The 12,933-nt window shown below is 69.3% G+C and carries 14 protein-coding genes; 10 read left to right on the forward strand and 4 right to left on the reverse strand.

The window, feature by feature from the left end; translation table 11 throughout:
- Positions 1 to 90 precede the first annotated feature (90 nt).
- From KEG38_RS01305 to KEG38_RS01320, 4 genes are all read left to right on the forward strand, one after another.
- Entirely contained in the window at positions 91 to 669 is a 579-nt protein-coding gene (locus tag KEG38_RS01305) for an HD domain-containing protein (protein ID WP_272417116.1), read from the forward strand.
- A 75-nt stretch (positions 670 to 744) separates the two neighbouring features.
- Positions 745 to 942: a hypothetical protein gene (locus tag KEG38_RS01310; protein WP_272417117.1), complete on the forward strand. Its 198-nt coding sequence runs from the start codon at positions 745 to 747 to the stop codon at positions 940 to 942.
- 11 nt (positions 943 to 953) lie between these two features.
- Positions 954 to 1,412 carry a hypothetical protein gene (locus tag KEG38_RS01315; protein WP_272417118.1) on the forward strand — a complete coding sequence of 153 codons (459 nt, stop codon included), beginning with the start codon at positions 954 to 956 and terminating at the stop codon, positions 1,410 to 1,412.
- Complete coding sequence (locus KEG38_RS01320; protein ID WP_272417119.1) at positions 1,409 to 1,939, forward strand: hypothetical protein; 531 nt, start codon at positions 1,409 to 1,411, stop codon at positions 1,937 to 1,939. Before KEG38_RS01315 ends, KEG38_RS01320 begins: the two co-directional genes overlap by 4 nt.
- Here KEG38_RS01320 and KEG38_RS01325 read toward each other — a convergent pair.
- A complete protein-coding gene (locus KEG38_RS01325) occupies positions 1,922 to 3,445 on the reverse strand; it encodes a YcbK family protein (protein ID WP_272417120.1) in 1,524 nt (507 codons plus the stop codon). The genes KEG38_RS01320 and KEG38_RS01325 overlap by 18 nt on opposite strands.
- A gap of 483 nt (positions 3,446 to 3,928) precedes the next feature.
- On the opposite strand from KEG38_RS01325, the gene KEG38_RS01330 reads away from it, so the two are divergent.
- From KEG38_RS01330 to KEG38_RS01345, 4 genes are read left to right on the forward strand one after another with little or no spacing between them, the layout of a single operon-like run.
- The gene (locus KEG38_RS01330) at positions 3,929 to 4,540 is read left to right on the forward strand and encodes a hypothetical protein (protein ID WP_272417121.1); all 612 of its coding nucleotides are present in this window, start codon (positions 3,929 to 3,931) and stop codon (positions 4,538 to 4,540) included.
- Complete coding sequence (locus KEG38_RS01335) at positions 4,537 to 4,953, forward strand: hypothetical protein (protein WP_272417122.1); 417 nt, start codon at positions 4,537 to 4,539, stop codon at positions 4,951 to 4,953. The genes KEG38_RS01330 and KEG38_RS01335 overlap by 4 nt, the downstream gene beginning before the upstream one ends.
- Before the next feature lie 6 nt (positions 4,954 to 4,959).
- Entirely contained in the window at positions 4,960 to 5,409 is a 450-nt protein-coding gene (gene dtd / locus KEG38_RS01340; protein WP_272417123.1) for a D-aminoacyl-tRNA deacylase, read from the forward strand.
- A 44-nt stretch (positions 5,410 to 5,453) separates the two neighbouring features.
- The gene (locus tag KEG38_RS01345; protein ID WP_272417124.1) at positions 5,454 to 6,428 is read left to right on the forward strand and encodes a ketopantoate reductase family protein; all 975 of its coding nucleotides are present in this window, start codon (positions 5,454 to 5,456) and stop codon (positions 6,426 to 6,428) included.
- Here KEG38_RS01345 and pdxA read toward each other — a convergent pair.
- From pdxA to KEG38_RS01360, 3 genes are all read right to left on the reverse strand, one after another.
- The gene (gene pdxA / locus KEG38_RS01350; RefSeq protein ID WP_272417125.1) at positions 6,423 to 7,475 is read right to left on the reverse strand and encodes a 4-hydroxythreonine-4-phosphate dehydrogenase PdxA; all 1,053 of its coding nucleotides are present in this window, start codon (positions 7,473 to 7,475) and stop codon (positions 6,423 to 6,425) included. The genes KEG38_RS01345 and pdxA overlap by 6 nt on opposite strands.
- On the reverse strand, positions 7,472 to 8,212 hold the full coding sequence (locus KEG38_RS01355; protein ID WP_272417126.1) for a winged helix-turn-helix transcriptional regulator: 741 nt from the start codon (positions 8,210 to 8,212) through the stop codon (positions 7,472 to 7,474). The genes pdxA and KEG38_RS01355 overlap by 4 nt, the downstream gene beginning before the upstream one ends.
- Positions 8,213 to 8,273: 61 nt before the next feature.
- On the reverse strand, positions 8,274 to 9,722 hold the full coding sequence (locus tag KEG38_RS01360; protein ID WP_272417127.1) for a TldD/PmbA family protein: 1,449 nt from the start codon (positions 9,720 to 9,722) through the stop codon (positions 8,274 to 8,276).
- A 137-nt stretch (positions 9,723 to 9,859) separates the two neighbouring features.
- Between KEG38_RS01360 and KEG38_RS01365 the strand changes: the two genes are divergently transcribed.
- Both KEG38_RS01365 and KEG38_RS01370 read left to right on the forward strand, forming a co-directional pair.
- Positions 9,860 to 10,282: a HemJ family protein gene (locus KEG38_RS01365; RefSeq protein WP_272417128.1), complete on the forward strand. Its 423-nt coding sequence runs from the start codon at positions 9,860 to 9,862 to the stop codon at positions 10,280 to 10,282.
- 178 nt (positions 10,283 to 10,460) lie between these two features.
- Positions 10,461 to 12,911: a tetratricopeptide repeat protein gene (locus KEG38_RS01370; RefSeq protein ID WP_272417129.1), complete on the forward strand. Its 2,451-nt coding sequence runs from the start codon at positions 10,461 to 10,463 to the stop codon at positions 12,909 to 12,911.
- The last annotated feature ends 22 nt before the right edge of the window (positions 12,912 to 12,933 follow it).

Consider the following 12,933-nt stretch of genomic DNA (forward strand, 5'->3'; position numbering starts at 1 on the left):
GAGCGCCGAAGCAGGCGCGCCGGCGTGGCGTTGGCGAGACGCGCGCGCTCGGCCCTCGCCGAGGCGCCTCGGGGGCACTAGATTCCAGGCATGACGCCCCTCCTCAAGCGCGCGCTCGATCAGGCGGCGGTTTGGCATCAGGGACAGAAACGCAAGTACCCCGGCGTCGACGTGCCGTACGTCAGCCATCTGGCCGGTGTCGCGATCCTCCTCGCCAAGCATGGCTTCGACGAAGAGGTCATCGCGGCAGGCGCGCTGCACGACGCCATCGAAGACACCGGCGCGACAGCCGAGGAAATCGCGCGGCTCTTCGGGCGCCGCGTTGCCGATCTGGTCCTCGCCGTGACCGAGCCAGCGAAGTCCTTCGCCTGGGAGGAGCGCAAGCAGCGCTATCTCGAGCAATTCGCGAAGAACCCCTGGGACGCCCAGGCCATCACCATTGCGGACAAGATCGACAACTTCCAATCGATCGTCGTCTGCGCGAGCACCCACGGCGACCCCTGGCCCATGTTCCGCCGCGGCCGCGACACGCAAATCGCCGGCTTCCGTGCGCTGCGCGAGCGCATCCTGCGCCTGCCGCCGCACGCGTTGATCGACGAGTTCGAACGCGCCTTCGCCGACGTCCTCGCCGCCCCGGCCGGCGCCGCCCTCGAACATCGCTCGGCCTGAACACCCGGGGTCTGTGATATGTGCGGATCGCCCGGCCGCTCGCGCGCTCCGGGCCCCACGAGAGGAGGTAGCGCGATGAAGAAGACCCTCGGCTTGTTGATGGCGGCGGGCATGCTCGGCGGCTGCTCGTACGGCGGCATCGCGACGGTCGGCGACAAGGTCGTGATCACGCGGAACGACCTCTTCCTCTTCGGCGCGCTTCGCAAAGTGTACGTCTGCAAGGTGGCGGACCGGGGCTTGACCGAGTGCGCCGCCGACGGCGAGACGCCCTGATCGTTCTGCGCATGAAACACCGAAATTCGTGGGTGGGGCTCGCGCTCGTGTTCGCTCTGGCCTCCGCGTGTCGCTCGGAGCCGCCGGAGACCGCGATCGAATATGGCGAGCCGGTCGGGCTTCGGATGGCGACGAAGCGCGGGATGCCGGACTATGAAATCGCCGTCGCCGTGTCCAAAGGGACCGACGTCGGGCCGCTCGTCCCGGCACTCGGCGCGGCCTTGCACGCGGCGGTCGAGCTGTGCCCGGAGATCGTGCAAGCCGGAAAGCGCGGCGAGATCGTGGGCGTCTGGTTCCGCGTCGAGCAGGGCGCGATCGGCAAGGTCGAGACGAAGGGCGTCCAGGCGACGTGTGTCACGGGCGCGATCGGGGGAAAACCCATCGCCGCGCCGGACAAACTCGCCGTGCTCGCCGAGATCCGCTTCCCGTCCGACGCGCCCGTTCCGACGGCTCCGACAAGCACGCCATGAAGCGATCGCGCGTCGGGGCGTCTGGCGCGCTCGTGCTGTCGCTCCTTTCGACGGCGGCGATGGCAAACGCGAACGAATCCCCCAGGGCGCCCGCCGAAAAACGAGCTGCTCCGTTCTGGACCTGGGACGCGAATGTCGAGGGCGGCCTCGGCGCGCTCTTCGAAGATCGCGCGCATCTCTCGGGTTTCGGCCGGGTTCGTGGAGGGTTTCTGCGGGTCGACGAGCGCTCCGTCTCGGAGCCTCGTTTCCTCGCGCTCGGCCTGACCTACGAGCTTTCGGACTTCTCGCCGGCCACCTTCGGCATCGAGGTCGAGACGCTCGGGCTCGCCTCGGGCGCGTGGCTCCAGCTCGGGGCGCTGGTCGACGTGCAGCCGCGCCCCGGCGCGAAGCTCGCGCTCGGCTGGAGTCTCTTCGGTGTCGAAGGTCAGGTGCGGTGGGACAAGGACGACGGGGTTGTCTGGGCGGCTTATGGCAAGCTGCGCGTGCCCGTCGGGATTCTCGGCTGGGCGTTATCGAGCCGTCGGTGACGTCGCCGCGGGGGGCGGGGTCGGCTGCGCCTTCTTCGGAGGAGGCACCGGATCCTTCGGGTCGGCTTCCTTGAGCTCCTCGTCCTTTTCCGCCGGCGGCTGCGCCGTTGGATTCGTCGGGGCCGGCGCCTGCGCCGTGGGTGCGTCCTTCGGAGCCGGTTGTTCCTTCGCGGCCGGTTGTTCCTTCGCGGCCGGTTGCTCCTTCGCCGCGGGCTGCTCCTTGGTTTGCTCCTCCATCGCCTCGTCCGCTGCGGCGACGGGCGACGTCGCTTGCGTGTCGGCGGGCTCCGGCGGCGGCGGCCACTGGCTCACGTAGCGCGGCGCTTCTCCCGGCCCTGATGCGTCGATCCAGCTCACCGAGCCCGTGCCCGGCGTGCGCACGTCCACGTGGACGAACGAGCTGTTCGGGTAGTAGCCGCAGCCCGTGTCCGCGATCGTCTTGCAGAACGCGACGACCTCCTCGTTCGACACGCCCGCGACGCGCATGTCGAGCGCGCGCGCGCTCTGGTGCAAGCTGCCTCGGCTCTTCGGGCGGTAGCCGCTCACGAGCGAGATCCCCTTGCCCGGGAAATGCTTCGCGATCGCCTCGACCCGCGAAAGGAGCCCCGGATCGAGCAGCCGCACGTTCGGCGCGATCTCACCCGCCGCGAGCGCCGGCTCCGCCGCCTTCTCCTTGCTTCCCTTGCCCTTCGCCGGGCCCGGCTTCTCTTGTTTCGCCGTGCGCGGATCGGGCTTTTTCGTCTTCGGCAGCTCGGGCCGCGGCGTACCCCAGGGCCGCGCGAGCACGCTGAGCTTCTCGCGGGCCTCGTCGAGCACCTTGCCCTTGCAGTCGACGAGCGAAAACGTCTCGCCTTCGAGGCCGTTCCGATCGATCGATATCGCCGGCGCGAAGCAGGGTGGGCGATCCGTCTCGGCTTCCGCCTTCTTCGTGCCCTTGCGCTTCTTGCTCGGCGCACGCGTCGACGCCTTCTTCGAGCGCGAGACGCCCGCCGCGCCTTCGGTCTTCGTCGGGGTCGCGCTCTTCGTGCTGGCCGTCGTGGTTGCGCCGTCGGTCTTCTTCGCGCTCGCCGTGGTCGTCGCGGCCTCGGATTTCTTCGCGGTCGTGGTCTTCGTGCTGGCCGTCGTGGTCGCGCCGTCGGACTTCTTCGCGCTCGCCCCTGCGCCCTTCGCGTGCGTGGCGGGCTTCGTGGCGCCCTCGGGCTTCGCCTTCGTCGACGCGGCCTTGTTCGGGGCCTCGGCCGTCTTCGTGTCGGCTTGCACCATCCGCTTCGGCGGGGCCTTGCGGCGGCTCTTGCGTTTCTTCGGCGCAGCGGCGGATTTCTGGGCCTCCTCGGGCGCCTTCTCCGTCTTCGAGGGCTCTTCTGCCTTCGCGGGCGCTGCCGCCTTCGGCGCCGCCGCCTCTTCCGCGAATGCCTCGCCGAAAGCGAAGGGCGCCGCGAGCGTGAGCAGCGCCGCGAGCGTGGACGCAACCCTACGCCTGATCCGACCGTAACGACCGCTGACCATGTGTCGTGCTCTCCACCGACGCCCATCCGTCCACGCGGGGGACGCTGGGTACGCCGGTGTCTCGCGTTGTGTCATGGGGTGGGTACGCGGGCCTAATTTTCTGAGGCTTCCACGGGTGCCTGTGGTAGAGGTGGGGCACCCATCGCGGCGCCATGCGCGCCTCGATGGCGCGGACGTCGCCCTCGTTCCTGGCACGTCCCGTCGCTCGGACGGCGGCGGGCAGAATCCAATCGAGGCGCCCGCGCAGTTGGCCCGCACCGGGGGAAAGGTCGGCTCGAAGCAGACGAGCGTTCTTGGAGAACCAGACAAGCGCAACGCCGCACGGCGAGCCCGCGCGTGAACGAGCGAAGCTCGAGCACGAAACGACGCGCGGACGTCGAGCATGAACGTTGCCTCCGGGAGCACTCAGTCCCGGGACCAAGAACCGCGAGCACTGCCAAGCCATCTCCCTCCGGCGGCAGCAAGGACGAATTTATGCGGCGGATGCGGAAAGACGAGACCAAGGTCTGGCACAACCCCGAGCTCGCGCCGTTCGCGCGAGCGCCGAAGACCGGCAGCACGAGCCGGAACAGTACGACCCAGCAGGACAGTCGCGTCGCGAAGGAGCATCGCGCGGCGCTCGAGGCGCTCTTCGCACCGCGCCGGGACCCCGAGCCCGAAGGCAGCGGCAAGAACGGCAAGAACGGCCGCGACTCCACACCGAAGCCAGGCCGCATCGTGCTCGCGCCGCCTCCGCAGAGTGATCCGCGCGCCACCGAGCGCCAGCGGCTCCTCGGCAAGCTCCTCGGCGCCGAAGGGCGTCCGCACATCACGAAGGCCGCGAACGAGTTCCTCGGTGCCGGCTTCAACTTCCCCGACGACCAGGACGTGCACCTGAAGCTCCTCGAGCACAGCGACGAGTCGCGCGTGCGCGAGGCGCTCTCCTCGCTCGCCTCGCTGCTCGTCGGCGAGCTGCCGAAGCGCCGCGCCGTGCTCGAGTCGCGCCTGCGCCGCATCGAGGAGTTCGCCGAGGACGAGTCCACCCGCGACGCCGCCGCCCAGCTCCGCAGGCAGGTGAGCGGCAGGCCCGATACGCAGAACCAGTCCGCCCAATGAACAAAGCCGAGTTCGAGGCCGAGCTGCGCAAGCTCTTCCAGGCCCACGAGACCCGCACCGAGAACGAGCGCTGTGTGCAGTGCACAGGCTGCGAGCGCTGCGTCGACTGTACGTTCTGCAAGAACTCGAAGGCCCTCGCGCGGTGCCACTACTGCGTCGACTCGCAGCGCTGCTCGGACAGCACGCACTGCCGGAGCTCGCGCGACCTCGTGCGCTGCAACCACTGCGTCGCGTGCGAGCGCTGCACCCAGTGCTCCTACGTGGTCCGTTCCGTCGACTGCACCGAGTGCACGTACTGCTTCGGCTGCGTCGGGCTCGTCCGGAAAGACTTCCACATCCTGAACAAGCCCTACGACCGCAGCACGTACTTCGCGATCACGAGCCGCCTCGCGCGCGAGCTCGGCCTCGGCTGAGCGGCGATGCGCGCCGTCGTGCAGCGCGCCCTTTCCGCACGCGTCGAGGTGAATGGCGAGGTCACAGGCCGCATCGGCCTGGGCCTCGTCGCGTTCGTCGGCGCCGAGAAGGGCGACGCGCAGGCCGACCTCGACTACGTCGTGAGCAAGGTCCTGGGCCTCCGCGTTTTTCCCGACGATCGCGGCAAGATGACCCGCGCGCTCGCCGACGTCGGCGGGGGCCTGCTCGTCATCAGCCAGTTCACGGTCTTCGGCGACGTGCGCCGGGGCCTGCGCCCGAGCTTCGACGGCGCGATGGAGCCCGCGGGCGCCGAGGCGCTCTACGACCGCTTCGTCGAGGCCGCCCGCAAGAGCGGCGTCCCGGTCGAGACCGGGCGCTTCCGTGCGGACATGCGGGTCTTCGTGGAGAACGACGGACCGGTCACGATCCTCGTCGATTCGCGTCGCCTGTTCTGACCGACTTCCCAGGTGCGGCCCGCGGCGGTACGTAACGGCTCACCATGCACGTGATCGTGTTCGGAGCGGGCGCGCTCGGGCGCATTTACGGTGTTCGCCTCGCCGCGGCGGGCGTTCAGGTCTCGTTCGTCGTCCGGCCCTCGCGCCTCGCCGAGACGTACTCGTTCGTCGTCGAGCAGGTGAACGGGGACAAGCGCCGCGACGTCATCGCAGAGCCGCGCCGCATCGAGACGATCCCCGCCGACGCGACGCTCGTGCTCCTCGCGGTTCGTTTCGACCAGCTCGACCTCCTGCGCCAGAACCAGGACGACGCGCTCGCCGAGGCGCTCCGCCAGGGCCCCGGCGTGCCGCTCGTCGTGCTTACGCCCGTCCTGCCGCCGCAGCTCTCGGCGCTGGAGAAGGCGATCGGGCGGCGCGCCGTCAGCGCGATGCCGGGCGTCGCGGGGTACGTGGACGACGTCGACGATCGTGGCGTCGTTCGCTACTGGTCGACGGGCATCGTCTCGACGCTCCTCGACGACGACGCCTCGGGCCCTGCGCACTCGATGTCCCGCGACGCGCTCGAGGTCCTCGCTCGGCGCCTCACGAACGGCGGCTTGCCCACGCGCTTCGAGCGCGACGTCGCCTCGCTCGACGCCGCCAGCACCGTCTCGTTTTTCCCGCTCATCGCGTCGATCGACGCGGGCCGCGGCATCGACGGCGTGCTCCACGACAAGGACCTCCTCGACACCGCGCTCGCGGCCGCCAAGGAGTGCGAGGGCCTCGCGAAAAAGCTCGGCAAGGTCGCGCCGTGGGCGCACGTGCTCACGCGGTTTGTCGGGCCGTACACCATCAAGCCGGGCGTCGCCCTCGCGCGCCGCCTCGCGCCCGAGACCGTACGCTTCGTCGAGCGTCACTTCGGCCCGAAGCTCCACGCCCAGCACCTCGCCATGGGCGACAGCATCCGCGAGCTCGGCCGCGAGCAGGGCCTCGACATGCCCCAGCTCGAACACCTCATGCAGCGGCTCCGCGCGTCATGACGCGCGCGCGGTGAGCGACGCGCGCCCCTCGACCTTCGCGAGCCTGAGCGCGAGCCCGAGGGCGCTCTCCATCCCGCGTGGATCGGCCTTGCCCATGCCCGCGATGTCGTAGCCCGTCCCGTGATCGACGCTCGTGCGGATCACGGGCAGGCCGAGCGTCACGTTCACCGCTTCGCCAAACCCCACGAGCTTGCACGGGATCGTCGCCTGATCGTGGTACATCGCGACGACCCCGTCGAAGGCCCCCGCCGCTTGTTTGCGGAACGCGGTCTCGGCGCCGAGCGGGCCTGCGAGCGTCGCGGAAAACCCGCCCGCAGAGAGCCGCTCGTTCGCGCGCTCGATCCCCGGCTTGATGCACGTCTCCTCTTCGATCCCGAGCATCCCGCCCTCGCCCGCGTGCGGGTTCAGCGCCGCCACGGCCACGCGCGGCGCTTCCATGCCGAGCGATCGCAGCAGCCGCACGAGCCAGTAACAGCTCGTCGACACCGCCTCCGGCGTCACGGCCGTCGGGACCTCGGCGAGCGGCAGGTGCGTCGTGACGAGCGCCGTCGTGATGTTCGCCGCGCGAAACGCCATCACCACCTCGCGCGCCCCGAGCCGCGCCGCGAGATGCTCCGTATGTCCTGAAAAACCTTTCGCCCCCCGCGCGCCGCTCGTCGCGATCGCGAACTTCGACACCGGCCCCGTCACGAGCGCGGCGGCCGTGCCGTCCGTCACGAGCGCGAGCGCCTCGTTCACCCACGCGAGCTGCACGGCGCCGGCCTCGCGATCGGGCGCGCCGGGTCGCGCGAGCGACGAGAGCTGCGTACTCGGCCCCCACACCCCGATTTCCCCGAGCGCGAGCGACTCGATCTCCGGCGCGTTTTTCACGACGCGAAACCTCGCCGCCGCGATCTTCCCGTCGTGCGCCGCGCGCCTCAGCGTCTCGGCGTCGCCGACGAGCACGCACCGCGCCTCGGCCTCGGCGTTCGCGGCTGCGTGCACCGCGACCTCGGGCCCGATTCCGCTCGGGCAACCCACGCTCACGGCGATCGTTACCCTCTTCATGCGAGCATCGCCCTCCGCAGCTCGGCCGCGGGCGTGTTCAGATGGTCCGGTGCTTCGAGCTTGTAGCCCGCGCCTCGCAGCGTCACGAGCGGCAGCGCGACGCCGAGCTTCGAGCGCAACCTCCGCACGTGGATGTCCACCGTGCGAGGGCCACCTTCATACCGCGACCCCCAGACCTTCACGAGCAGCTCCTCACGCGACACGACCTTGCCGCGCTTCTCGCAGAGGTACGAGAGCAGCGCGAACTCCTTCGCCGTGAGTGGCACGCTGCGCCCGTCGATGCACGCCTCGTGCGCCGATCGATCGACGACGAGCGCGCCGACCTTCACGCGCTCCTCCGTGGCGAACTCGCTCTTCTGCCACTCGGCCTTGCGGATGCGCGCGTAAAGCTCCGCCGGCACGTACGGCGAGAGGACGAAATCGTCGAAGCCGCTCGCGGGATCCATCCGCGCGACCTGCGACACCGAGACGGCCGCGATCGCCGGCACGCCCGTGAGCCGCGGCTCGCGCCGGAGCGCCCGGAGCGCGGAGGCCGCGAGGTCCGGCCGCTCCGGCGTCTCCACGAGGATCGCCCGCGCCTCGTCGTCCTCGCGCTGGAAACACCGCGCGGGTTCGTCCCACAGATCGAGCGTGCGCACCGTGGCGCCGAGGCCACGCAGCACGCTCGCCGCGCCCTCTTCGCGTTCCAGCTCGGGACCGTGCCCGACGATGACGATGAACGACGAGCGGCGCGACATCGGGCGTCGCTATAAAGCTCATGCTGCGGCGCGGCAAGCGTGAGCCTGCCGCGCCGGATCTTCAGCCGATCTTGGTGCCGCCCACGGTGATCTTGTCGATCTTGATCGTCGGGCATCCGACGCCGACGGGAACGCTCTGGCCGTCCTTGCCGCACGTCCAGATGCCGTCGGAGATCGCGAGATCCGTGCCGAGCATCGTGACCTTGCCGAGCACGTCGGGGCCGTTGCCGATGAGGTTCACGCCCTTCAAAGGCCGCGTGATCTTGCCGTCCTCGATCAGGTAGCTCTCGGTCAACGAGAACACGAAGTCGCCGTTCGAGATGTCGACCTGGCCGCCGCCAAACTTCTTGGCGAACACGCCGCGTTTGACGGTGCGCACGATCTCCTCCGGATCGTGCGGACCCGCGAGCAGGATCGTGTTCGTCATACGCGGCAGGGGCGCGGCGCCGAAGCTCTCGCGCCGGCCGTTGCCCGTGGGCTTGAGCTTGTAGTGCTTGGCCGAGAGCCTGTCGTGCATGTAGCCGGCGAGCGTGCCGTTCTCGATGAGCACGCTCCTTCCGGGCTCGTTGCCCTCGTCGTCGACGTTGATCGCGCCGCGCGAGGAGAGCAGCGTCGCGTCGTCGACCACGGTGCAGAGCGGGCTCGCGACCGGCTCGCCGACCTTGCCCGCGTAGTTCGACGTGCCCTTCCTGTTGAAGTCGGCTTCGAGCCCGTGGCCCACGGCCTCGTGCAAGAGGATGCCGCTGTCGCCGGGGCCGAGCACCACGTTCATCTCGCCGGCCGGCGCCTCTTCGGCGTCGAGCATCGTCGCTGCCTGCCGCGCGGCTTCGCGGGCGTGCATCTCCGGCGAATGATCGGCGAAGTAGGCTGTGAGCGTGGTTCGTCCGCCGCCGCCGCTCGATCCTTCCTGGCGTTTGCCGTCGCGCTCGGCGATCGCGCGCACGCCGAAGCGGAAGAGCGGCTGTACGTCGTGCGCCATCACGCCGTCGCTCGTCGCGAGCAGGATCTCGCGGATCTCCTCGGAAAAACTCGCCTCGGCCTTCACGATGTGCGGGCCCTCGGCGAGGGCCGCGGCGCTCGCGCGTTCGAGCAGCGCGCGCTTCTCCATGCCGGGCACGTCGAGCGTGACGAGCGGCACGTCGTAGCGGTTCGGAATGTCGCGGAACCTCGGCAGCACGTGCGTCGTGCCGCCCGCGCTCGTGGCGATCTGCGCGGCGGTCTCGGCGGCGCGCTTCATCGACTCCCACGAGAGATCCTCGGTGTAGGCGTAGCCTGTCGCGTCGCCGCGCTGCACGCGCACGCCGACGCCCATGGAGACGCCGCGCGAGGCGGCCTTGAGGATGCCTTCGTCGAAGGAGAAGCCGCCGCCGGCGCGGTATTCGAAGAACAGATCGGCGTACTCGCCGCCCTTGGAGAGCGCGACGGCGAGGAGCCGGCCGCACAGGTCGGCGTCGATCTCGTTGTCCCCGCCCGGCGCGAACGGGGCACGATAGGCAGCGCTTCTTGTCATGGGCCCACCAATGTAGAGCGCGCCCCTGGATCGGTCGAGCCGAAGGCCCGGAAATCCGGCCTTGGCGTGTGGTTTCTCGCGGCCGCGGGCGCAGAAAAGTCGACGTCGCTCGGGCGACGCGGTAACGCGGTTTCACGATGAACGGACCCCAGATCGCCCTCGTGTGGCTCCACGTGTCGGGCAACCTCGTCTGGATCGGCTCGATCCTCGCGGTCGCGTTCGCTCTCACGGCGGGTGGGGCGGACCCGAAGGTCCGCGGTGCGCTCGGGGAGCGGATCTACCGGCTGCTCAGTGTGCCTGCGTTCGTGCTTTCGTTCGTGACTGGCGTCGCGCGTCTCCTGATGGACACGCGTTACTACCTCGTCGAGCACCACTGGATGCACGGCAAGCTGTTCTTCGCGCTCGTGGTGATCGGGATCCACCACGTGATCGGCGGCCGGGCGAAAAAGCTCTCGCGGGGAACTGTGCAGGACGCCGGGCCGACTGCTATGATGTCAGTGATCCTCGCGGTGTCGGCGGTCATCGCCGCCTTCTTCGCGGTTTTCAAGCTGCCGAACTGAAAAAATCGGGATCTCGGCTCGCCTGAGATCGCCCGGTTTTCGTCTCGATATTCCGTTCGCACGTGACCGCGCTTGTGCGCGGCTCGTCGTTCCGTTAGATCGTTAATCGTGGATGAGGCGGCGCGAAGCGTCGCGTCGCGTCGTCCCCGGTCGCTCTCTCGAGGAGAATCCCATCGCCGTGGCGGTCGATCGCGACAAGGTGCTCCGAGCAGCGCAGAAGTTCGTCGAAGGCAAGCGCTGGGACAAAGCGATCGCCGAGTTCCAGAAGCTCATCGCCGAAGATCCGAAGGACGTCCGGGTCCTGCTCAAGATCGGCGACTGCCACCTCAGGATCGAGCAGTACGCCGAGGCCATCGAGACGTACGAGATCGTGGCGCGGCTCTACATCGAGCAGAAGCCGCCCGAGCCGCTCAAGTCGATCCGCGTCTACCGTCAGATCCTGGAGATCATCGACAAGCGCGCGCCGAAGCTCCTCGAGCGGTTCGGTTATGTGCTGCCGCGCCTCGCGGAGCTCTACACGCAGCTCGGCCTGACGAGTGACGCGGCCGCGGCGTACGACGACATCGCGAACCGCCTACACAAGGCGAACAAGGATCGCGAGGCGATCGAGCCGCTGAAGAAGGTCGTTGATCTCGACCCGCACAACCCCGTGCCGCGCCTGCGCCTCGCCGAGGCGTACAGCCGCATCAAGGACACGCCGGCGTCGATCGCGCAGCTCGGACAAGCGGCGGAGGTCCTCGTCAAGATGGGCCGGCGCGACGACGCGCTGAAGGTCCTCGACCGGCTGCTCACGATCAAGGCCGAAGGCAGGTACGCCAAGGTCGCGGCGAAGATGTACCTGGAGCGCGCGCAGCAGACCGACGCGATGACCGCGCTCGCGAAGCTCCAGATCTCGTTCAAGGAAAACCCGAAGGACCTCGAGACGCTGAGCTTGCTCGCGAAGGCCTTCGACAAACTCGGTCAGGCGCCGAAGGCGACCGAGGTCCTGAAGGAGGCCGCGCGCCTCGCGAAGGAGGCCAAGAAAAACGACGAGTTCAACGAGCTCGTCGACGCGCTCCTCGCGCGCGCGCCGCACGACGATGCGGTCCGGCAGCTCGCGGCGCAGCGGCCCGCGGCGCCGCGCAAGCAGGTCGAGGAAGACTCGGTCATCGTCGTTCAGGAGGTCGAGGAGGAGGAGTACGATTACGTCGAGGACCTGCCGCCCGAGTCCTCGGAGCCGCCGATCCCGCTCCAGCCCTCGCATCACGACGACGACGCCCTGCGCGCGCGGCACATCCTGCAGCGCGCCGAGGCGGCCCGGAGCCAGTACGACTACGCCAACGCGATCGCGATCCTGCTCGACGGCGTGGCCATGGTGCCGAGCTCGCACGAGCTGCGATCGCGGCTCGTCGACGTGCTCAAGGAGGCCGGCGACGAAGAAGGCGCCATCCGCCAGATGCTGATCTTCGCGCAGCGCCTGAGCGTCGACGGCGACGTGCGGAGGGCGGCGGAGCTGCTCGACGAGGTCCGCCTCATGGATCCCGCGCAGCCCGAGGCGATCCAGATGCTGCGCGCGCTCGGCTACCAGGTCGAGGCGCCGCAGCCGCAGCCGCAGCAGGTTTACCCGCAGCAACAGGGCTACCCGTATGCGCCGCAGCCCGGGCAGCTCGGCGCGCTCGACGATCCGTTCACGGGCGTTCAGGCGCAGCAGCACCACGGCTACGCGCCGCAGCCGCAGTACCCGCCGCAGCCGCAGTACCCGCCGCAGCAGCCCGCGCCGACGCGCAGCCAGACGGGGCACGTCCTCGACGAGGACGTCCTCGAGCAGATCGATTTCTACGCGAACCAGGGCATGCTCGACGACGCGCGCGCCATGCTCGACGAGCAGCTCGCGCTCCTGCCGAACCACCCGCTCCTGCTCTACAAGCGCGCCGAGCTCGAGCAGATGGGCCGGCCGTCGTACGTGCCGGAGCTGCCGGGCGGCGGCAGCGGGATCCTCACGAAGAAGAGCGAGTATCCCGCGGATGACGGCTTTGCCGACATCCAGAACATGATCAACAACATCGAATTCGAGCCGGCGGCGGCGGCGGCGCCGGCCGAATTCCCCGGGGTCAACGTCGACACGATCTTCCAGCAATTCAAGGCTGGCGTGCAGGCGCAGATCTCGGACGCGGACGCGGCCACGCATTACGATCTCGGCGTCGCCTATCGCGAAATGGGCATGTACACGGACGCGATCGGCGAATTCGAGGTCGCGGCGCGGGACCCGTCGCGCGAATGCGTGTGTCGGTCGGTGATCGGGATGATCCACCTGCAGCTCGGCAATGTGGACGCGGCGATCGACGCGTTTCTGCGCGGGCTCGAGGCGCGGCAGAAGACGCGGGAGCAGGAGCTCGCGCTCGCGTACGAGCTCGCGGACGCGTACGAGGCCCGGAAAAACCCGGAACAGGCGCTCTATTACTTCAAGCGCGCCGGGCAGATCGATGCGAATTATCGGGATCCGCGCGGCGGCGTGCAGGATCGTATTCGTCGGCTGGAGCCGATCCCGGGGCCGGCCAAGCAGGCAAAGGCCGTCGGCGCGGAGCTCCTCGGCGACGATTTCGATCTCGCGTTCGACGATCTGCTCAGCACCAGCAAAGGCAAGCTGTAGCTCTCGCAATTCGTCCCAGCAT

The organism is Polyangium jinanense, from assembly GCF_028435265.1.
GTDB lineage: Bacteria > Myxococcota_A > Polyangia > Polyangiales > Polyangiaceae > Polyangium > Polyangium jinanense.

Bases quoted from the DNA above. Each gene is read 5' to 3' on its own strand.
- KEG38_RS01335 (WP_272417122.1), top strand. From the start codon at position 4,537: ATGAACAAAGCCGAGTTCGAGGCCGAGCTGCGCAAGCTCTTCCAGGCC.
- KEG38_RS01315 (WP_272417118.1), top strand. From the start codon at position 954: ATGAAACACCGAAATTCGTGGGTGGGGCTCGCGCTCGTGTTCGCTCTG.
- KEG38_RS01325 (WP_272417120.1), bottom strand. From the start codon at position 3,445: ATGGTCAGCGGTCGTTACGGTCGGATCAGGCGTAGGGTTGCGTCCACG.
- KEG38_RS01365 (WP_272417128.1), top strand. From the start codon at position 9,860: ATGAACGGACCCCAGATCGCCCTCGTGTGGCTCCACGTGTCGGGCAAC.
- KEG38_RS01345 (WP_272417124.1), top strand. From the start codon at position 5,454: ATGCACGTGATCGTGTTCGGAGCGGGCGCGCTCGGGCGCATTTACGGT.
- KEG38_RS01360 (WP_272417127.1), bottom strand. From the start codon at position 9,722: ATGACAAGAAGCGCTGCCTATCGTGCCCCGTTCGCGCCGGGCGGGGAC.
- KEG38_RS01330 (WP_272417121.1), top strand. From the start codon at position 3,929: ATGCGGAAAGACGAGACCAAGGTCTGGCACAACCCCGAGCTCGCGCCG.
- dtd (WP_272417123.1), top strand. From the start codon at position 4,960: ATGCGCGCCGTCGTGCAGCGCGCCCTTTCCGCACGCGTCGAGGTGAAT.
- KEG38_RS01355 (WP_272417126.1), bottom strand. From the start codon at position 8,212: ATGTCGCGCCGCTCGTCGTTCATCGTCATCGTCGGGCACGGTCCCGAG.
- KEG38_RS01310 (WP_272417117.1), top strand. From the start codon at position 745: ATGAAGAAGACCCTCGGCTTGTTGATGGCGGCGGGCATGCTCGGCGGC.
- KEG38_RS01320 (WP_272417119.1), top strand. From the start codon at position 1,409: ATGAAGCGATCGCGCGTCGGGGCGTCTGGCGCGCTCGTGCTGTCGCTC.
- pdxA (WP_272417125.1), bottom strand. From the start codon at position 7,475: ATGAAGAGGGTAACGATCGCCGTGAGCGTGGGTTGCCCGAGCGGAATC.
- KEG38_RS01305 (WP_272417116.1), top strand. From the start codon at position 91: ATGACGCCCCTCCTCAAGCGCGCGCTCGATCAGGCGGCGGTTTGGCAT.